The 20,314-nt window shown below is 61.5% G+C and carries 18 protein-coding genes and 1 pseudogene; 3 read left to right on the forward strand and 16 right to left on the reverse strand.

Annotation, left to right across the window (positions count from 1 at the left end; all coding sequences use genetic code 11):
* Nucleotides 1-130 precede the first annotated feature (130 nt).
* Nucleotides 131-1,018 (forward strand): UTP--glucose-1-phosphate uridylyltransferase GalU, encoded by an 888-nt coding sequence (gene galU / locus VL202_RS23025; protein ID WP_325466385.1) that lies wholly within the window; start codon nt 131-133, stop codon nt 1,016-1,018.
* A 73-nt stretch (nt 1,019-1,091) separates the two neighbouring features.
* On the opposite strand, the gene VL202_RS23030 is transcribed toward galU, so the two are convergent.
* The 11 genes and pseudogenes from VL202_RS23030 to hmgA form a co-directional block, all read right to left on the reverse strand.
* Entirely contained in the window at nt 1,092-2,552 is a 1,461-nt protein-coding gene (locus VL202_RS23030) for an outer membrane beta-barrel protein (protein ID WP_325466386.1), read from the reverse strand.
* A 103-nt stretch (nt 2,553-2,655) separates the two neighbouring features.
* Nucleotides 2,656-3,114 (reverse strand): NfeD family protein, encoded by a 459-nt coding sequence (locus VL202_RS23035; RefSeq protein ID WP_325466387.1) that lies wholly within the window; start codon nt 3,112-3,114, stop codon nt 2,656-2,658.
* Nucleotides 3,115-3,117: 3 nt separating this feature from the next.
* The gene (locus VL202_RS23040) at nt 3,118-4,128 is read right to left on the reverse strand and encodes an SPFH domain-containing protein (RefSeq protein WP_325466388.1); all 1,011 of its coding nucleotides are present in this window, start codon (nt 4,126-4,128) and stop codon (nt 3,118-3,120) included.
* A gap of 142 nt (nt 4,129-4,270) precedes the next feature.
* Nucleotides 4,271-5,302 carry a ferrochelatase gene (gene hemH, locus VL202_RS23045; protein WP_414692934.1) on the reverse strand — a complete coding sequence of 344 codons (1,032 nt, stop codon included), beginning with the start codon at nt 5,300-5,302 and terminating at the stop codon, nt 4,271-4,273.
* 127 nt (nt 5,303-5,429) lie between these two features.
* Nucleotides 5,430-7,379, reverse strand: coding sequence for a 5'-nucleotidase C-terminal domain-containing protein (locus tag VL202_RS23050; RefSeq protein WP_325466389.1), 1,950 nt, complete (start codon nt 7,377-7,379; stop codon nt 5,430-5,432).
* 220 nt (nt 7,380-7,599) lie between these two features.
* Nucleotides 7,600-7,971 carry an outer membrane lipoprotein Omp10 gene (omp10, locus tag VL202_RS23055; RefSeq protein WP_325466390.1) on the reverse strand — a complete coding sequence of 124 codons (372 nt, stop codon included), beginning with the start codon at nt 7,969-7,971 and terminating at the stop codon, nt 7,600-7,602.
* Between the two features lie 275 nt (nt 7,972-8,246).
* On the reverse strand, nt 8,247-9,698 hold the full coding sequence (locus VL202_RS23060) for a homospermidine synthase (protein WP_325466391.1): 1,452 nt from the start codon (nt 9,696-9,698) through the stop codon (nt 8,247-8,249).
* 174 nt (nt 9,699-9,872) lie between these two features.
* Nucleotides 9,873-10,520: an alpha/beta family hydrolase gene (locus tag VL202_RS23065; protein WP_325466392.1), complete on the reverse strand. Its 648-nt coding sequence runs from the start codon at nt 10,518-10,520 to the stop codon at nt 9,873-9,875.
* Between the two features lie 106 nt (nt 10,521-10,626).
* Nucleotides 10,627-11,247: pseudogene (maiA, locus tag VL202_RS23070) on the reverse strand (maleylacetoacetate isomerase); the annotation flags it as partial.
* 10 nt (nt 11,248-11,257) lie between these two features.
* Nucleotides 11,258-12,274, reverse strand: a complete 1,017-nt coding sequence (locus tag VL202_RS23075; RefSeq protein WP_325466393.1) for a fumarylacetoacetate hydrolase family protein — start codon at nt 12,272-12,274, stop codon at nt 11,258-11,260.
* Nucleotides 12,275-12,364: 90 nt separating this feature from the next.
* Entirely contained in the window at nt 12,365-13,714 is a 1,350-nt protein-coding gene (gene hmgA, locus VL202_RS23080; protein WP_325466394.1) for a homogentisate 1,2-dioxygenase, read from the reverse strand.
* A 76-nt stretch (nt 13,715-13,790) separates the two neighbouring features.
* Between hmgA and VL202_RS23085 the strand changes: the two genes are divergently transcribed.
* Entirely contained in the window at nt 13,791-14,240 is a 450-nt protein-coding gene (locus VL202_RS23085; RefSeq protein WP_325466395.1) for a MarR family winged helix-turn-helix transcriptional regulator, read from the forward strand.
* Between the two features lie 8 nt (nt 14,241-14,248).
* On the opposite strand, the gene VL202_RS23090 is transcribed toward VL202_RS23085, so the two are convergent.
* Nucleotides 14,249-14,728, reverse strand: coding sequence for an Lrp/AsnC family transcriptional regulator (locus VL202_RS23090; RefSeq protein ID WP_325466396.1), 480 nt, complete (start codon nt 14,726-14,728; stop codon nt 14,249-14,251).
* Between the two features lie 131 nt (nt 14,729-14,859).
* On the opposite strand from VL202_RS23090, the gene hppD reads away from it, so the two are divergent.
* A complete protein-coding gene (gene hppD / locus VL202_RS23095) occupies nt 14,860-15,975 on the forward strand; it encodes a 4-hydroxyphenylpyruvate dioxygenase (protein ID WP_325466397.1) in 1,116 nt (371 codons plus the stop codon).
* Between the two features lie 67 nt (nt 15,976-16,042).
* Here the strand turns inward: hppD and VL202_RS23100 are convergent, their stop codons facing one another.
* From VL202_RS23100 to VL202_RS23115, 4 genes are all read right to left on the reverse strand, one after another.
* Entirely contained in the window at nt 16,043-16,327 is a 285-nt protein-coding gene (locus VL202_RS23100) for a YciI family protein (protein WP_325466398.1), read from the reverse strand.
* Nucleotides 16,328-16,966 carry an aminotransferase class IV family protein gene (locus VL202_RS23105; protein WP_325466399.1) on the reverse strand — a complete coding sequence of 213 codons (639 nt, stop codon included), beginning with the start codon at nt 16,964-16,966 and terminating at the stop codon, nt 16,328-16,330.
* Nucleotides 16,963-18,120, reverse strand: coding sequence for an aminodeoxychorismate synthase component I (locus tag VL202_RS23110; protein ID WP_325466415.1), 1,158 nt, complete (start codon nt 18,118-18,120; stop codon nt 16,963-16,965). Before VL202_RS23110 ends, VL202_RS23105 begins: the two co-directional genes overlap by 4 nt.
* A 239-nt stretch (nt 18,121-18,359) precedes the next feature.
* Nucleotides 18,360-20,222: a M3 family oligoendopeptidase gene (locus tag VL202_RS23115; protein ID WP_325466400.1), complete on the reverse strand. Its 1,863-nt coding sequence runs from the start codon at nt 20,220-20,222 to the stop codon at nt 18,360-18,362.
* Nucleotides 20,223-20,314 lie beyond the last annotated feature (92 nt).

Genomic DNA, 20,314 nt, shown 5'->3' on the forward strand with positions numbered 1-20,314 from the left:
TCAACAAAATCTTTACCATGAATGCTTTGTGCCGGCCTCCTTTGCAAAAAAATAGCAATTTGCCATCTAAGGCCTATTGATAGCCAACTGTTCCGTTTTAAATCACAGTGTTGTGATCCTGGAGATGTCAATGACTGACAAGCGTAAAGTTCGTAAGGCCGTATTCCCCGTCGCCGGCCTTGGAACGCGATTCCTGCCCGCCACCAAGGCTGTTCCCAAGGAGATGTTGACGGTCGTCGACAAGCCAGTCATTCAATATGTGGTCGATGAGGCCCTGGACGCCGGGATCGAGCACTTGATCTTCGTCACCGGCCGCAGCAAGGCGGTCATCGAGGATTATTTCGACATCCAGGTCGAGTTGGAACAGACGCTGCGCGAGCGCAACAAGAACGCCGAGCTGACGCTGCTCGACAGCATCCTGCCGGTTGCCGGCAGCACCAGCTTTACCCGCCAGCAGTCGCCGCTCGGGCTTGGCCACGCGGTCTGGTGCGCGCGCGAACTGGTTGGCAACGAGCCCTTCGCAGTCCTGCTTCCCGACATGATCATGTCCTCGGAAAAAGGCTGCCTCAAGGGCATGGTCGAACTCTTCGAACAGACCGGCGGAAACGTGCTGGCCGTGGAGGAATGCGATCCCGAACAGGCGCATAAATACGGCATCGTCGGCAAGGGTGATCCCGTCGGCGGCGGCTTCAAGATCACCCAGATGGTCGAAAAGCCGGCCAAGGGCACCGCGCCGTCGAATTTCTTCATCAACGGCCGCTACATCCTGCAGCCGGAAATCTTCTCGATCCTGGAAACGCAGGGGCGCGGCGCCGGAAACGAAATCCAGCTGACCGATGGCATGCTGAAGCTTGCACAGACCCAGGACTTCGCCGGTTACCATTTCCGCGGTGCGACCTATGACTGCGGCATGAAGGAAGGCTTCATCCTGGCGAACGTCGCCTTCGCTCTGGAGCGCGCCGATATTCGCCCGGGTGTCGAGGATGCGCTCAAGAGCCTGCTCCAGAACCTGAAGTAAGCAATCGATTGAACCGAAAACGCCCGCTTGCACCAATGCGAGCGGGCGTTTTCGTTTTGAAGGATGTTTGATCCTATCGCCGCAGCGTCAGGCCGACGCCGACGCGGGCGGTGTCCGTCGAAGGGGCGGTTTCCCGTGTGGTGCGCTCGTAGCTGACATCGCCGGTCAGCGCCAGCGTGCGGTTGACATCCCAGGTAAGGCCCGCGCCCGTCATCCAGACCTTCTCGTCTTCCGAAGGCCCGCCGGACGGATAGTTGCGGAAGGTCAAGCTGTTCGACCAGCGTGCCGTCAGATTGGACCGCAGTTCATGCGTGCCGTTGCTGGACAGCGTATAGGTCATGGCGCCGCTCTCGCCGGGTGTGGTCGATGGTTCCAACCCCGTCGAGATGCCGTAGGTTATATTGGTGCCGCGCTGCGGCGACCAGTTGATCAAGCCATCAATAGTAACGCCGCCCAGTTCGTCGAGGCGGTTGTCGTCGAACCGGTATGTCTCGTAACCGAGCGCGATTTCCCCGGTCAGCTTTTCGCCGAGATCCGCCTCGATGCCGGCGCGCAGGCCGTAATTGTCATAGGAGCGTTCGAAGCCCAGCGTGTCCTGACGCAGGTCGTAGATCGACCGTCCGGCGGATGCTTCGAGGAATGGCATCAGCGCCGGTGAAAGCTCGTAGCCGACGCGCAGCGTCAACGCACCCTCGTTGCGGTCACGATCTTCCCGGGACAGGCTCGTGCCATTGTCGAGATCCACGTCGCCATAGGTATAGCGATCGAAATCGACCTTGGCAGATCCGCGCAGGATGCCGAAGTCATGCTCTATGCCAGCCCCGAGCGTGTACTGGTTCACGTTCGATTGAGAGGTTGCATTGGCGATCGCGTTCGGGTCGCTGGCGTCTTCGCGTTCGAAACGGTAACCGGCCTTCAATGTGCCGGTCGTGTCATTGCTGATGTCGAGACGAAGTGCTGCCTCGAAATCCGCGGTCGGCTCGGTCTCGCCGGAGCCGGACACGTTGCGCTGCCAGGTCCCCCCGCCGCTGATCGACAGTTCGTGGCGCGACCAGTCGGAGGTCAACGTGCCTTTCAGGCCGGTTTCCACAAAGCTGCGGCTTTCCGTGTCGCTGCCGGTCTTGGTCTTTTCGAAATTGAACGTTTGTCCCAGCGTCGGCTTGAGGATGAAGCTGCCGAGGCGAATGCCGGAGGCGGCATCCTGCGCGATATCGAGCTGCTGCCTCAGGCCATCGACACTGTTTTCGCGCAGGTTGGTCCGGGCGAAATCCTCGTCCACCGTGGGATCGGTCAGCAGCGGTTCGCCCGCCTCTGTGCTGATCGAGCCAGTGGTTTCCGGGGATGCGTTGCCGGCCTGAATGGCGGCTGTTCCGGTCTGCGTGGCCGCCGATGCCGTGGCGGCTGTGTCGTCGGTCGGGGCGAGAAGCGCCTGGGCAAGCGCAGCGGAGGGCGAAATCAGAGCGCAGCCGGCAAGAAGCCATGCCGCCGGACGTAGGACGCGGGTGCTCTTCGTGCGTGGTTGGAATCGCGTCATATGCCGAATGCCCGGAAATCCGTTTACGAGTGTTGAGCAACCGTAAACGGATGTGGTTAACCATTCCTTTCCGAAATGGTTTTCGGCTTCGATTTCAGCAGTTTCAGGCGCTTTCGACCGTCAGACGGCCGCCATTGGCGCCGATGACCTTCACGCGGGTACCCTCAGGCAGGTCCGGTCCATCCACCGTCCAGGTCGTGTCGTCGAGCCGGATGCGTCCCCGGCCCTCGGCGATCGGCTTTTCCAGCATCGCCGTGCGGCCGATCAGGCTGGCGCCGCGCTGGTTCAGCAGCGGTTCGTCCGAGACATTGCCGGAGCGCGCCAGCAGCCGGCGGCCGACGAAGACCGCGGCGATGGCGAGAGCGGCGAAAAATACCAGCTGCAACTGCCAGACCCAAAACCCCGTCTCCCAGAGGAGAAGCGACGCGACACCGGTCAGAATGGCGGCAATACCGATCCAGACAAGAAAGACGCCCGGTGCGACGACTTCCGCCGCGAGCAGAACGAGCCCCAGCACCCACCAGCTCCAGGGGCCGAGTTCGAGAACGATGCGCTCGATCATCGATCAGCCTTCCTGCCTGCCGGTATCGAAGGGGTTCCGTGTGGCGCCAGTGCGTGGCGTCGTCTGCCGGATGGGCGAGGGGGAATTGCCGCCACCATCGCCGAACACTTCCCGTGCGATTGCGCCGATGCCGCCGAGCGAGCCGATCAGCGAGGAGGCTTCCATCGGCATCAGGACGATCTTGGAATTGGGCGCCGTGCCGATCGAGGCCATCGCCTCGGTATATTTCTGCGCGACGAAATAGTTGATGGCCTGGACGTCGCCGGCGGCGATCGCTTCGGAGACCATTTTCGTCGCCTTGGCTTCGGCTTCCGCCAGGCGCTCCCGCGCTTCGGCATCCCGGAAGGCCGCTTCGCGCTGGCCTTCCGCCTGCAGGATCGCCGACTGCTTGGCGCCTTCCGCGCGCAGGATCTGTGCGTTACGCGAACCCTCGGCCTCCAGCACCTGCGCACGCTTCTCGCGTTCGGCCTTCATCTGCCGGGCCATGGCATCGACGAGGTCTTTCGGCGGCTGGATGTCCTTGATCTCGACGCGGGTGACCTTGATGCCCCAGGGACCGACGGCTTCATCGACGACACGCAGCAGCTTGTCATTGATGATCTCGCGGTTTGACAGGAGTTCGTCGAGGTCCATCGAGCCCATGACGGAGCGGATGTTGGTCATGGTGAGGTTGAGAATGGCGCTCTGCAGGTCGGACACCTGATAGGCGGCCTCGGCCGCATTCAGCACCTGATAGAAGGCGACGGCATCGGCCGCGCAGCTCGCATTGTCACGGGTGATGACCTCCTGCGTCGGCACGTCGAGCACCTGCTCCATCACGTTCATCTTCGCGCCGATCTTGTCGATGAAGGGGATGATGACGTTGAGACCGGGCTCCATCGTGCGGGTATAGCGCCCGAACCGCTCGACGGTGTAGCGATAGCCCTGCGGCACGGTCTTGATGCCGGCAAAGAGCACAAGAATGACGAGCACTACGAAGGCAATGACGACGATGTCCAGTCCGGCCAGGGGCATAGGGTTCCTCCCACTTGGTGCGTTGCGTTGAACGACACTCTAGGAGAAGACGTGGCAGTTGCGCGCCTTATTTGCAAGGACCGGTGAAAAATCCTTGGGCTTCTTTGCCAGCTCTTGAGGGAAGGGCATCAAGCCCACCCCATCAAACCCACCCCATCAACTCCCGCCGCACCACATGCTCCAGAACGCGCATCCCGTCCGGGCTGTCGTTCAGGCAGGGAATATGCGCAAATTTCTCGCCGCCGGCATGGTGGAAGGTTTCGGCTGCTTCGACGGCGATCTCTTCCAGCGTTTCCAGGCAGTCCGAGACGAAACCGGGATTGATGACGGCGATGCGCTTGATCCCGTCCTTGCCGAGTTTTTCCACGGTCTTGTCGGTATAGGGCTGCAGCCATTCTTCCGGTCCGAAGCGGGACTGGAAGGTCACCTGCAGCCTGTCCTTCGACCAGCCGAGTTTTTCACGCAGCAGGCGGGCGGTCTTCTGACACTGGCAGTAATAGGGATCGCCCTTGTCGAAATAGGATTTCGGAATGCCGTGGAACGAGGTGAGCACCACCTCCGGCTCCCAGTCGAGCGTCGCCAGATGGCTGGTGATCGAATGGGCCAGCGCGTCGATATAGACGGGGTCGCCGTGGTAGGGCGGCACGGTGCGCAAAGCCGGCTGCCACCGCATCTTCAAAAGCGCCTTGAAGGCCTCGTCGTTGACGGTCGCCGTGGTCGCTGCCGCATATTGCGGATAGAGCGGGAACAGCAGGATCTTCTCGCAGCCGTCCTTCTGCAGTTCCGCGATCTTCGAGCGGATCGACGGCTGGCCATAGCGCATCGCCCAGTCGACCCGGACATTCGGCAGGTCGGCGAAGGATTTCGCCATCGTCCCGGCCTGGTTGCGGGTGTAGGTGCGCAGGTAGCTTTCGTCGAGTTCGTTGTTCCAGATCGTCTTGTAGGTCTCGCCCACCTTGGCGGGACGGCGGTTCAGCACGATGCCGAACAGGATCGGATACCAGAACCAGGGCGACCATTCGATCACCCGCCTGTCCATCAGGAATTCCTTCAGATATCGGCGCATCGAGACCTTGTCGGTCCCATCCGGCGTGCCGAGATTGACCAGCAGCACGCCCACCCTGCCGAATTTTACGGGCGGATGGTTCGGGGCGGTCAGGTCGGTGGTCATCATTCGAAAATCCTGCGGCTGAGAGCATGCCTGTTATACGGCGAAGCGGTCTCATGGTTCATGCCGTTCATAAAAAGAAAAACCGGTCCGGGGAACCCCGGACCGGTCGCTTCGAAAGGGACATATTGTCTTATCTGGCGGGAATCGTCAGTTCGGCGCCGATCTCCAGCCTTTCGGGAACCGGATTGCCATTGGCTTCGGCAATCTTTTTCCAGAGCTCGGCATCGCCATAAAGCGCCTTGGCGAGATCCCAGAGCGTATCGCCGCGGACGATGACATGTTTGGTCTCGTTGGCTGCCGACGTTGTCGTCGCAGGTGTTTCGGTGGCCGGCTTGGTTTCCGGGGTGGCCGTTTCCGTGGTCGTGGTTGCCGGCTCGGCGGGCTTGGCATCCGGTGTCACGGTTTTTGCGGCCGTATCAGTGTTGGCCGCGGGATCCGTGCTCGTCTGCGTCGATGGTTCGGCGGGTGTCGCGGCGGCGATTTCCGTGATGCGACCGTCCGTCTTCGGCGTATAGGGGTTATGGGCTGTCAGGTAATCGGCAAGCACCGTCTCGAGGCCCGGACCGTAATCATAGGCGTTCACGGCCTTGGTCTTGAAGATGCTGTAGCCGTCGCCGCCATTGCGCATGTAGTTGTTGGAGACCAGCGTATAGGTCTTGTTGGCGTCGAGCGGCGCATAGGCTTCGCCTTCCTTGACCTCGACGACAGACACACGGCTGCCGACCGGCTTCGACTTGTCGAACGAGAACTTCATGCCGGCGACCTGCGGGAAGCGGCCGCCGCCTTCCTCGATCTGGCTCAGGCCGTTTTCGAGTGCCGTGAGGATATCGGCGCCCTTCAGTTGGAACGTGGCCACCGTGTTCTGGAACGGCAGGACGGTAATCGCTTCGCCCATCGAGACATCGCCGGCATCGATCGAGGCGCGCAGACCGCCGCCATTGGTGATGGCGATGGTCACGCCCTGGTCCTTGACACGGTCGAGCATGGCGTCGGCGACGAGATCGCCCATTTCGCATTCCTTGGCGCGGCAGGATTCCCGCGTTCCGTCGATCGCCGCCTCGGTCTTGCCGATGATCTTGGTCTTTACCTCCTCGATCGGTTTGCCGAGTTCCTTGATGCGGGCAAGCACCGTCTCATCCGGCTTGACCTTGGAATCGAGCAGGATCGGGTCGCCCTTGGCCGACTTGACGACGCCGTTGTCATCGAAGTCGACGACGAGATCGCCGAGATACTTGCTGTAGGATCCGGCCTGGACCACCGGCACCTTGTAGCCGCCGGGATTGTCGACCATCGTCGGATAGGGACCTTCGGCCTTGTCGTCCGTATTCGACAACAGGCTGTGCGAATGGCCGCCAACGACGATATCGACATCCGGGATTTTGGCGATGACGGCGAGATCGCGCGGATAGCCGACATGGGTGAGCGCGATGATCTTGTTGACGCCCTGCGCCTTCAATTCCTGGACAGCGGTGGTGATGGTATCGACATCGAGGCCGATCAGGACCTCGTCGCCCGGCGCGGAGATTTCCGGCGTGTCGTTGGCAACGGCGCCGACGACGCCGATCTTCTGGCCGCCGATATCGAGCACGATCGAGGGCTTGATGCGGTCCTTCAGCTTCGACTTGAAGCCGGGCAGCACATTGGAACTGATGACGGGGAAAGTGACCTTGTCGAGAAAGGCCGTCAGTCCATCCTCGCCCTCGTCGAATTCATGATTGCCGACGGTCATGGCGTCGAATTTCATCAGGTTGAGAAATTCGGCTTCCGCCGCGCCCTTGTAGGTGGTGAAGAACAGCGAGCCCTGAAAATTGTCGCCGGCATTCAGCAGCACGACATTCCTGCCGGTCCATTCGCCGCGCTTCCGCTCGATTTCGGTTTTCAGGCGCGCCACGCCGCCGAAGCATTCGTCCTTGCCTTCTTCCTCGGCCGAGCAGGTGGAATCGGACTTGTTGATCGATTCGATGCGGGAATGCAAATCGTTGATATGCAGGATGTTCAGTTCATAATCGGCGAAGGCCGCACCCGACGAAAGTGCAAGGATCGAGGCTGTCATCAGCCCGGTTCGCAGATGTCTGATCATGGATGTCTCCTGTTTTTGACGGGTGTAGTCAGCCTGCAAGGGCGTGGACCTCTGTTACGCTCAAACTATGACGACGAGCGTGTCCGGTCCGATCGTTTCATCTGGAGGCGCCGACTTCAAGCTGTAATTCGAACTGTGGTCGGCGACGAGCGCGGCAGTTCAAACAAAAAAGCCTCCGCGATGATGAACGGAGGCTTTTGGAACCGCGATCCTGGACTGCTCAGCTCTTGCGGATCAGCGAGAACTGCGATGCGGAATCCGTGGTGCAGTTGAGCTGCGAGGTCGAAACCAGCGCGCAATTGACCTTGGACTGGGTGTTGCGCACCAGCGAGGTCATGTTGATCTCGACCAGCTTCGGCGACAGGTTGATATAGTTGCCGGATGCCAAAACCTGGTTGGTGTCGGTGGTGCGCGTCGTGAACGTGCCGCCCGAGAACGTCGAGACGATGCCGTTCGGATCGACCCAGGAACCTTCGACGCCGGCCGGTGCCATCTGCTGGGGCGGAAGCTGGCGCACGTCGCGCGGCGAGGATTGGCAGGAGGCCAAAGCCGCAGCGGCGGACAGGACGGTCAGGATGGCGATCGGCTTCATAAATGTCTCCCGGATGCTGCGCGGAAAGGTGTCTTTCGTTGGAAAAACCATGCCGTGATCAGGAGTTGAATGCAAGAGTGGGGCGAGAGCACGGCGGGTATTATTCGATCGTCAACGAAAAACGCCCGGGGATCGTTCCCCGGGCGTTAAAAATTCAAGCCCACTGCATAATCCTCAAATCGGAATCGATTTAAGGCTAAAATTATGCAGCAGATTTAAACTGTTACAGGGCCTTTGCGCGTCATATTTGACGCGCGGCGCTGTAATCAGTCGATTCAGCGAACGAGGACGTTCTTGAACTGCCAGGGGTCCTTCGTGTCGATGTCTTCCGGGAACAGGCCGGGGCGACCCTCGAGCGGTGTCCAGTCGGTGTAATGGCCTTCGACCGGGCCGAGATAGGGAAGCTGGACTTCCAGGCAGCGCTTGTAATCGACCTCGTCGGCCTCGACGATGCCGGCCTTCGGGTTTTCCAGTGGCCAGACCATGCCGGCGAGCACGGCGGAGGTTACCTGCAGGCCGGTCGCGTTCTGGTAGGGCGCGATGCGGCGGGTCTCTTCCAGCGACAGGCGCGAGCCATACCAATAGGCGTTCTTGTCGTGGCCGTAGAGCAGGACGCCAAGCTCGTCGATCCCGTCCACAAGCTCGTTCTCGTCGAGCACATGCAGGACCGGCTGCGCATTGCCGCCATTGCCGAACATTTCGTGCATCGACAGAACGGCATCATTGGCCGGATGATAGGCGTAATGGCAGGTCGGGCGGAAGGTCACTTCGCCGTCCTTGTCGCGGACGGTGAAGAAATCGGCGATCGAAATCGCCTCGTTGTGGGTGACGAGGAAACCATATTGCGGTCCCGGCGTCGGGCACCAGGTGCGCACGCGGGTATTGGCGCCCGGCTGCTCCAGATAGATGCCTGCCTGGCAGCCCTTCTTGTGTTTCTTGCCGTTCTTCGGCATCCAGTTCTCATGCGTACCCCAGCCGAGTTCGGCGGGCTGCAGGCCTTCCGAGATGAAACCTTCGACCGACCAGGTGTTCCAGAAGACGTTGAGCGGCTTCGGGTTCTTGGTCAGCTGCGTGTCGCGCTCGGCAATATGGATGCCCTTGACGCCGGCCTTCTTCATCAGCTTGGCCCAGCCTTCGCGGTCGTCCTGCGCCGGCTCGTCGAATTTCAACCCGAGATCCCTGGAAAGGTTGACCAGCGCCTGCTTGACGAACCAGGAGACCATGCCCGGATTGGCGCCGCAGGTGGAAACGGCGGTGGTGCCGCCGGGGTTCTTTGCCTTTTCCTTGCGGAGCGTTTCGCGCAGCGCATAATTGGTGCGGTCGGCATTCTTCATGCTCTTGTCGAAATAGAAGCCGAGCCAGGGCTCGATGACCGTGTCGATATAGAGCGTATCGATCTTGCGGCAGAAGCGCATCAGGTCGACCGAGCCGGTATCGACCGACAGGTTGACGCAGAAGCCCTGGCCGTCGCCCTCGGTGAGAAGCGGCTTCAGGATTTCCTTGTAGTTATCCTTGGTGATATGCGCCTTGATATGGCGGGCGCCATGGCGGGCCATGATTTCCATATCGCCCGCATCTTCGCGGGGTTCGATGACAACCAGGCGGCTCTTGTCGAATTTGAAATGGCGCTCGATCAGCGGCAGGGCGCCGCGACCGATGGAGCCAAAGCCGATCATCACGATCGGACCGGTGATTTCGCCGTGAACCGGATGGGTTGTTTCTGCCATTTTGCTTTTTCTCCTGCGGACGGGGTCTTTGGCTATTTGGAATTCTTTTGGCTATTATTGAGCCATAGCCTGCCAATTTCTGGCTTGGAAGGCCCTAGATCATAGATTCCTGTCACAATAAAGGGCGCTGCGACAAGTCATTCCGCTCTTGCGACCTTCTGTCCCGACGCTTTTTCAAGTCCTGGATGGAATCCGGCTGGCCCAGGTTCTGGCTGAATCCGCCATGGTCGCAAGATGATCGGCCGCCGAAAGTCCGGAAACTTTCTTGCGAGGCCTCAGGTCGTGATCGCCGTCTTCCAGCCACAGGATATTGATCCGATCCGACAGGCCGTAGGCGCCGACCTCGTCGATCCCGCCGAATTCGTCGCGCGTGCCCTGGCAGATCAGGGTTGGCGTTTTCAGGTCGGTCAGATGCCGTGTACGCAGGTTTTCCGGCTTACCCGGCGGGTGGAAGGGGTAGCCGAGGCAGAGGAGGCCGCGGATCAAGCCTTTGGAAGAGAGTTCGTCGGCGGCCATGCTGGCGACACGGCCGCCCATCGACTTGCCGCCAATGATCAGGGGACCGGTTGCGCCGAGCGCTTGCACGGCGGCCTGATATTCCGGGATCAGCGTTTCGGCGCGCGGCGGCGGCTTTCGCGTGTCGGAGGTTCGCCGGGCGGCCATATAGCCAAATTCGAAGCGTGCGACGCGAAATCCGACCGCGGCAAGCGCTTTCGCGGCTGATGTCATCGAGGTGGAATCCATCGGCGCGCCGGCGCCATGCGCGAGCAGGATGGTCATCTCGGCGTTATCTGCGCCATCGATCAGAAAGTCTGGATTCATCATCTGGCCACGCGGCTGGGGTCGGGACTGTGTCCGCTGTTTTACAGCGATCGGCTGGAAAAGCCATGGCGGACGCGCGACCAGCCGGCGATCCTGTGGGCGCGACCGGCTGCGCGGCGGCGAAGGCCGGGAGCTTGCGGCAGGTGTCGGCGACCGCGACGAGACGAGGACAGGCTGAGAGATCGGCGCCCCACCGCTCGGCGTTGTAGACCTGCGGTACGAGGCAGATATCCGCCATGGTCGGCTGGTTGCGATGGCAAAACGCGCCGGTCTGCGGGTTGTCCAGCATCTTTTCGAGCGCGGCCAGCCCTTCGCCGATGAACTTGCGCATCCAGGCAAACCGCGCCGCCTCGGGGTCGCGGGATTGCTGCATGACGTAGAAGACGACCCCGAGATTGCAGACCGGATGGATATCCATGGCGATGGCATGGGAGAGCGCACGGACCCGGTGACGGCCCAGCGGATCGGTCGGCAGCAGGCTGGATTGCGGATGCATTTCGGAGAGATACTCGATGATTGCCAACGATTGCGTCAGCATATGACCGTCAAGGTCGAGCACCGGTAGCAGGCCTTGCGGATTGCGGGCCAGATGTTCCGGCTGCCTGTGCTGGCCGGAAAGGAGGTCGACGGGAACAGACTGATAGGGGAGCCCCAGGAGATTGAGGGCAATCCGCACCCGATAGCTGGCCGAGGAACGCCAGTAGTCGAACAGAACCGTATCGCTCATCGGAATAGCCTCAGCGGTTTTCATATTGCGTGACGGTCTGTTCGATGGCGCCGAAGATTGAGTGACCGGCCCGGTCCTTCATCTCGATGCGGACGGTATCGCCGAACCGCATGAAGGGCGTGGTAGCGGCGCCGGTTTCGATAGTCTCGATCATGCGGATTTCGGCAATGCAGGAATAGCCGACGCCGCCCTTGGAAACCGGCTTGCCCGGCCCGCCGTCCTTCTTGTTCGACACGGTGCCTGAGCCGATGACCGTGCCCGCGCAGAGCGGCCGGGTCCTTGCAGCATGCGCGACGAGTTGGCCGAAATCGAAGGTCATGTCGATACCGGCCTCGGCGCGCCCGAACGGCTTGCCGTTGAGATCGACGAGCAGCGGAAGATGCAGGCGGCCGCCAATCCAGGCCTCTCCGAGTTCGTCCGACGTCACCGTTACCGGCGAAAAGGCGGAGGACGGTTTCGACTGGAAGAAGCCGAAGCCCTTGGCCAGTTCGCCGGGGATCAGGCCGCGGAGCGAGACGTCGTTGACAAGCATGATGAGCCGGATGGCGTTACGTGCCTCGTCAGCCGTCGCGGCCATCGGTACGTCATCGACGATAACGGCGATTTCGGCTTCCATGTCGATGCCATAGGTCTCGTCGGCCATGACGATGGGATCGCGGGGCGCAAGGAAGGAATCCGAGCCGCCCTGATACATCAGCGGCTCGGTCCAGAAGGTGGCCGGCATCTCGGCGTTTCGCGCCTTGCGCACCAGTTCGACATGATTGACATAGGCGGAACCATCCGCCCACTGGAAGGCGCGCGGCAGCGGCGAGGCCGCATCATGCTCGTGGAAGCGGATCGACGGTTGCGACCCCGTCTCCAGCCCTTCGGCGACGGCGGCAAGGCGCGGCGCGACATGTTCCCAGTCGTCCAGCGCCGCCTGTAGCGTGTGGGCGATATGGCCGACCTCGGAGCAGCGGGTGAGATCTTTCGAGACGACGACGAGGCGACCGTCGCGCGTGGAGTCCTTGAGGGTGGCAAGTTTCATGGGTTTGGCTTTCGCTGTTCAAAACAAGAAGTCGAATCTTTGTTGGGCTTTTGTCCGTCAGGGTGGCGGGGCTCTGGCTCATCGCTTGCCTCACTTCACCCCCGGCGTCCCATCGAACCGGCGCTCCAGCCCATCCCAGCATTCGAGATAATTGTCCTGCAGCGTTTCCAGTTCCGCCGCGTAGCGGGTCAATTGCTGCGGGTAGCGGGTCTCGAACATGAAGGCCATGGTGTGGTCGAGTTTCACGGGCTGCAGTTCGGCATTCGAGGCCTTCTCGAAGCCGGTGGCATCCGGTCCGTGCGGCAGCATCATGTTGTGCAGGCTCATGCCGCCCGGTACGAAGCCTTCCTCCTTGGCGTCGTACTGGCCGTGGATCAGGCCCATGAACTCGCTCATGATGTTGCGGTGGTACCAGGGTGGGCGGAATGTGTGTTCGGCCACCAGCCAGCGGGGCGGGAAGATGACGAAATCGACGTTCGCGGTTCCCGATTCCTCGGTCGGTGCCGTCAGCACGGTGAAGATCGACGGGTCCGGATGGTCGAACAGGATGGCGCCGACCGGCGCGAAGGTGCGCAGATCATATTTGAACGGCGCGTAATTTCCATGCCAGGCGACAACGTCGAGCGGCGAGTGGCCGATTTCGGTGACATAGAACTTGCCGCACCATTTCACATGGACGCGACACGGCGTCTCCTTGTCTTCGTAGGCCGCGACCGGTGTCTTGAAGTCACGCGGATTGGCAAGGCAGTTGGCGCCGATCGGGCCGCGATCCGGCAGCGTGAACTTGGCGCCGTAATTCTCGCAGATATAGCCGCGCCAGTCCGACCCGTCGCCAAGCCTTGAAACCTTGAACATCATACCGCGCGGGATCAGGCAGATTTCGGACGGCTCCACATCCATGATACCCATTTCGGTAAAGACCCGGATCGCGCCGAGCTGCGGCACGACCAGCAGTTCACCGTCCGCATTGAAGAAATAATCATCGACCATATCTTCGTTGAAGACATAGGCATGCGCCGCCATGCCGACCTGGGTCATGACGTCGCCAGCGGCGGTCATGGTGCGAATGCCGGCGAGTAAATTCAGTTTTTCCTTCGGCGAGGGCATGGGGTTCCAGCGAAGCTGGCCGAGTGGCAGCGAATGATCATCGATGCAGGGCGCGGATTTCCACAGCGGATAGCTGCCATGCGAGAAGCGGCGCGTGTGCCGGACACTCGGCCGGATGCGGTAGAGCCAGGAGCGCTCGTTTGTGCCGCGTGGCGCGGTGAAGGGCGAGCCGGAAAGCTGTTCCGCATAGAGGCCGTAATTGCATTTCTGCGGGCTGTTCTGCCCCTGCGGCAGGGCGCCTGGCAGGGATTCCGTCTCGAAGTCGTTGCCGAAGCCCGGCATGTATCGCGGGCTGTTGGCGACGGTATCGGCATTCCCGCCTGCGTCGGGCATGGCTTGACCTCCTGCTTGACTATGGTTTCAAAAGTAACCGTCGATTTTGTAACTATCAAGGAAGCATCAGGAGAGCATGGACGCCGTTGAATTCGATCTCGAAACCTTCCTGCCGTTTCGCCTCAATCGCGCCGCCGAGTTCATCGCCCTGCGGTTCGCCGCCGCCTACAAGGCGGAATATGGCCTGACGCGGCCGGAATGGCGAACGCTGGCTGCGCTGGGGAGTTCCGGCCGCATGACCGCGACGGCGGTCGGGGCACATTCGACCATGCACAAGACCAAGGTCAGCCGGGCGGTCTTTACGCTGGAGGAGCGTCGCTGGCTGAAACGGACGCAGGACGAGGACGACCGCCGCGTCGAACATCTGGAACTGACCGCCGCGGGTCACAACGCCTATCGCGAACTCACCCGGCTGGCAGCCGACTATTCTGCCGAACTGGCACGCCTGATCGGCGAGGATGGGCTGCAAGCGCTGTCGGTCGGGCTGAATGCCGTCGAGGCGGCAATGGCTCGACGGCGGCGGTAAGAGTCGGACTACGCCCGGCCGCGCTGGCGCACCGGCAAGCCCTGAAAGTCCTTCAGCGTCGACAGGACGATCGATGTCTTGACGTGCTGGACGCTGTCATGCGGCAGGAGAACCTCGTTGACGAAATGGGCAAGGCCGGCAAGGTCGGGGGTGACGACCTTGAGGTGATAATCCATCTCTCCCGTCAGCGCGTAGCATTCCAGCACTTCCGGCAGGTCGGCGATCAACGCGGCGAAGCGCTTGGCGTTGTCGCGATTGTGGGTCGCCAGCGTCACGGCGATGACAATCAGCAGATCAAGCCCCAGCCGGCCACGATCGAGAATGGCGCGGTAGGTCTGGATGAATCCCTCCGCTTCCAGCCGCGCACGGCGCCGTGAGCATTGCGACGGGGAAAGGGCGATCCGTTCCGACAATTCGTTGTTTGTCAGCCGCCCGTCATTCTGCAATTCCGCAAGAATCTTGATGTCATATCCGTCCATCTGTTCCATGTGTGCATGATCTCGTCCAATTGTGCATGAAGTGTGCATTAATTTCGGGAAATCCCGCGAGAATGCAAGCCCAATGCATGGGTTTTGCGGCATCATCGGTCTCGGAGTTAGGATTTTCCGAGGAGAAGACGATGGGCCCGTTCCCGCATGATGCAGCGCCAACCGGTATCACCGCCGACAATCCGGCCGGTACGGACGGTTTCGAGTTTGTCGAGTTCGCGCATACGGAGCCGGAAAAGCTGGCCGAGCTTTTTACGCGCATGGGATACCAGCCGGTCGCGCGCCATCGCAGCAAGGACATCACCGTCTGGCGCCAAGGCGATATCAACTATCTCCTCAATGCCGAGCCGGAAAGCCATGCCATGCGTTTCGTCGCTGATCACGGCCCCTGCGCGCCTTCCATGGCCTGGCGGGTGGTCGATGCGCAGCATGCATTCAAGCACGCAGTATCGAAGGGTGCGACGCCCTATGAGGGCAAGGACAAGGCGCTCGATGTCCCGGCCATCGTCGGCATCGGTGGTTCGCTGCTCTATTTCATCGAGACCTATGGCGCCAAGGGATCCGCCTATGAAGCGGAATTCGAATGGCTGGGGGAGCGCGACCCGAAGCCGGAAGGCGTCGGTTTCTATTATCTCGACCACCTCACCCACAATGTTTATCGCGGCAATATGGACACGTGGTGGGACTTCTATCGCGAGTTGTTCGGCTTCAAGCAGATCCATTTCTTCAATATCGACGGCCGCATCACCGGCCTGACGAGCCGGGCGATCACCTCGCCCTGCGGCAAGATCCGCATTCCGCTGAACGAATCCAAGGACGACACCAGCCAGATCGAGGAATATCTGCGCAAGTACAAGGGCGAGGGCATCCAGCACATCGCCGTCGGCACGGATGGTATTTACGAGGCGACCGACAAACTGGCTGACAATGGCCTGAAGTTCATGCCGGGTCCGCCGGAGACCTATTACGACCTGTCGCACGACCGGGTGAACGGCCATGACGAGCCGATCGAACGGATGAAGCAGCACGGCATCCTGATCGACGGCGAAGGCGTGGTGGATGGCGGCATGACCCGCATCCTGTTGCAGATATTCTCGAAAACGGTGATCGGGCCGATCTTCTTCGAATTTATCCAGCGCAAGGGCGACGAGGGTTTTGGCGAAGGCAACTTCCGCGCCCTGTTCGAATCGATCGAGGCCGACCAGATCCGGCGCGGTGTATTGGCGCCGGCGACCGCTGCGGAATAGAGCGGCACCTTAAGGAAGCCACGTCCCGCAGGTCATGCCGGCGGGCTTTTCGTGCGCGAATGCCGCGTTAGTCCTTCAGCATTTCCAGTCCGGGCACGGTCGTGGTCGCGGAGAAATCGGTCACCGCGTAGTCGGCGACGGCGTGGATGCTGAACGGATCGGCGGCGATGGCCGCGTCGATCAGCGCGCGGTCGCCACGTGCCAGGATGACGCCGCCGGTACGCGGGTTCTTTCGCCCTGAGGCAAGGAACAGGCCTTCCTCATAACCGCCTTTCAGCCAGGCGACATGCGCTTCCAGATGACGATCGACCTCGGCCAGATCGACTTTGTAGGTGAGCGACAGGATGAACATTCAATCTTCCTTCATGAGTTGCGCCCTGATCAGGCCGCGCAGGGAATTGCCCATATAAAGCGTTCCCCTGTCGAGGTCTTTGCGTGACAGGCGCTCGACGCGGGCGCGGCGTTGGCAGATGAGTTCCGTGCGCAGCACGCCGGCAAGCAGGCCGTTCGAAATCGGCGGCGTCTTCAGGATGCCGGAGCCGTCATCGAGGAAGAGCGAGGTAATCGTGCCTTCGCAGGGCTCGCTGTTTTCGTTGAGAAGGAGGATTTCGTCGGCATCGGCCGTATCGTATTCGCGGCGGGCCGCCTCGTAGATGTCGCGCCGGTTAGTCTTGTGGCGCAGCAGGATGTTTTTCGAGGAAAGCCGGGCCGAGGCGATGGCGATGCGCCAGATGGTGTTTTCCGGCAGGGCTGAGTAGGGCGCGGTGGTGACGGCGATTTCGCCGGCGGGGCTGAGAGTCAGGCGGACGCGCAGGGCAGAGGGGGGAGAAATCTCCGTGATCGCCGCGACCAGCTTCTCCTCGGCCCGGTCGGCGCCGGGAAATCCAAGTTGGCTGGCCGACTTTTTCAGCCTTGCCAGGTGCAGCGGCAGGCGGATGATACCGGTGCCGGGTTGCCAGCGCATGGTCTCGATCAACAGGAGATCGCTCATCGCTCGATCCTCGCATCGCCGACGGCAAAGCGTGCCTTCAGCAGGCATTCCTCATATTCGGCCTCGGCGGTGGAATCGAAGACGATGCCACCGCCGACATTGAAGACGGCCCGGCCTTCCGGAAACAGCGACAGGGTGCGAATGGCGACGTTGAAACGCATGGTGCCATCCGGCGCGATGAAGCCGATCGCGCCGCAATAGGCGTCGCGCGGCCCGTCTTCCAGATCGTGCAGGATTTCCATCGCCCGGATTTTTGGCGCGCCAGTGACGGATCCGCAGGGGAAAAGGGCCTCGAAAATCCGGGTGATCGTCGTGCCGGGCAGCAGCTTTGCCCGCACATGGCTCACCATCTGGTGCACGGTCGGGTAGGTCTCGATATCGAACAGCCGGGGGACATCGAGCGTGCCGACCTCGGCGATGCGGGAGACGTCGTTGCGCAGGAGATCGACGATCATCCGGTTTTCCGCCTGCGATTTCGGATCGGCGCGCATCTCTTCGACCAGAGCCTTGTCCTCGGCCGGGGTGGCGCCGCGACGGGCCGTGCCCTTCATCGGATGCGTCTCGATCCAGCCGTCGCGGTCCACCCGGAAGAACAGTTCCGGCGAGCGGGAGAGAAGGATCGGACCGTCAAGCGCGACAAGCGCGCCGTATTTCACCGGCTGGCGCCCGATCAGCGACCAGAAGGCGGCAAGCGGATCGCCGCTCCAGCTGGCGTTGATCGGCATGGTCAGGTTGGCCTGGTAGCAGTCGCCCTGGCGCAGGTGTTGATGCAGGCGGTCGAAGCGCTGGCGGTAGGCGTCGAGGTTCCAGCTGGCGCGGGGCGCGGTGATGAAGGGTTCGTTCTCTGTGCGTCGGCGCGGCTCGGACAGGGGATGCCGTTGCGCCGGCGCATCGAACACGCCGAAGGACATCAGTGGCGTTGGCCGATTTTCTTCTGCAAAGGGGGCGAGCTTCTTCTCGAACAGATGGCCTGCCTCATAGCTCATGAAGCCGGCAAGCCATTTGCCCTCAGCCTGCGCTGTCTCCATCTCGGCGAGCCCGCGCGAGAACTGGGCTTCAGTGCGGGCGGTGATGACATGGGAAGGCTGCGCGAAAACGGTCGTCTTGTCTTCGCTGTCGTCCCGGAAGAGGACGTAGGGGCCAGTGTCGGTCATGCTGCTCACGTCGGTGTCCGCATGGATCCTCGGGTCATGCCCGAGGATGACGGAGGATGGAGGCGTGATGATGGAGAACGAGGCCGCCCGCAATGTGTTTTCAGCGGCTGCCCAATCAATTGAGTTGTCTGAGCGCAACCCTTGAGCCAAGCCCCCGGCCCGTCATCCTCGGGCCTGACCCGAGGATCCATGCCGCCATCCGCGAAGCTCGCTTCCATATGCCTTACCTGCTCAGGACGTTACACCTGCTTATCAAGCGCTTCCAACTCGTCGATCAGCCCTTCCAGCATCGACAGGCCCTGTGCCCAGAACGACGGATCGGTGGCGTTGAGGCCGAAAGGGGCGAGCAGTTCGGAGTGATGCTTGGTGCCGCCGGCCTTCAGAAGCTCGAAATACTTCTGCTGGAAGCCGCTTTCGGCCTTTTGATAGACCGCGTAGAGCGAGTTCACCAGGCAGTCGCCGAACGCATAGGCGTAGACGTAGAACGGCGAATGGATGAAGTGGGGGATGTAAGCCCAGTAAGTCTCGTAACCCTCCGAAATCCGGATCGCCGGACCGAGGCTTTCGGCCTGTACCGACAGCCAGAGTTCGCCGATCGCGTCGGCCGTCAGCTCGCCGTCCTTGCGGGCGGTGTGGACCTTGCGCTCGAATTCATAAAAGGCGATCTGGCGCACGACCGTGTTGATCATGTCCTCGACCTTCTGGGCAAGCATGGCTTTGCGCTCACGCTTGTCGCGGGTCTTGTCGAGGAGTGCGCGGAAGGTCAGCATCTCACCGAAGACGGAGGCGGTTTCGGCCAGTGTCAGCGGCGTCGAGGCCATCAGCGCGCCCTGGCCGCCGGCCAGAACCTGGTGCACGCCATGGCCGAGCTCGTGGGCAAGCGTCATCACGTCGCGCGGTTTGCCCATGTAGTTGACCAGAACATAGGGATGCGCCGAAGGCACGGTCGGATGCGCGAAGGCGCCCGGCGCCTTGCCCGGCCGCACCGGCGCATCGATCCAGCCGCCGTCGAAGAAGCGGCGGGCGATATCGGCCATTTCCGGCTCGAAGCCGGCATAGGCGGACAGCACGGTCTCCTTGGCCTCGTTCCAGGAAATCAGCGAGGTCGGCGTTTCCGGCAGCGGCGCGTTGCGATCCCAGAACTCCATCTGTTCCATGCCGAGCCATTTCGCCTTCATCGCATAATAGCGGTGCGACAGGCGCGGATAGGCGTCCTTCACGGCGGCGGCCAGTGCATCGACCACGTCGCGCTCGACGCGGTTGGCGAGATGCCGGCTGTCGGCGATGTCGGTGAAGCCGCGCCAGCGGTCGGAAATGTCCTTGTCCTTGGCGAGCGTATTGGTGATCAGCGTGAAGGTGCGCAGATTGGCCCTGAAGGTTTCCGTCAGCGCCTGCGCCGCCTTCTTGCGAACGGCCGGATCGGATTCCTGCAGCATGCTGAGCGTGACTTCGAGCGGCAGTTCCTCGCCGTCGATGGTGAAGCGAAGTGCCGCCATCGTCTCGTCGAACAGGCGGTTGAAGGCGCTGGCGCCGGTTATGGATTTTTCGAGGAAGAGCTGCTCGATCTTGTCGTCCAATTGATAGGGCTTGTCCAGCCTGAGATCGACGATCCATGGCTTGTAATGGGCAGCGACCGGATCGTTGGCGAGTGCTGCATCGATGATGGCGTCGTCGATACGGTTCAGCTCCAGCGAGAAGAACAACAGGTGGCTCGCCATGTCCGTCAGCTTCGCCTGGGCGTCGCCATAGAGCTTGCCGTTGGCCGGATTGGATGTGTCGGAGAAATAGGTGAGGCCGGCAAACGAGCCAATCTTGCCCATCAGGTCCTCAAGCGCCTCGAATTCCTTGACCGCGGCGCCGATACCATCGTCGCCTGAACGCGTAGCCGCCTGCGCCAGCGTGCCCTTCCATTTGCCCTCGAAGGTTAGCGCCAGCGCCTCGGCCTTCGCGAGGTCCTCAAGATATTCCGGCGAAGTCGCGGAGGGATAGAGGTCTTCCAACTTCCAGGAAGGCAAGTCGCCGAGCCCGGCCTTGTCCGCAGCCGCGGAGGATGCGGCGCGGACGATGCGGGAAAACGGCTGTAAAGAAGCGAGGTGATGCATGAGCGGTTCACTCTTTTGTCGAAAGCAGGCCCGATTTCGGGCCGCGAAGCAGAGGCGGATATGGGCCATGACCTAACGTCGGCAATGGTTAA

The organism is Pararhizobium sp., assembly GCF_035497515.1.
Taxonomy (GTDB): domain Bacteria; phylum Pseudomonadota; class Alphaproteobacteria; order Rhizobiales; family Rhizobiaceae; genus Pararhizobium.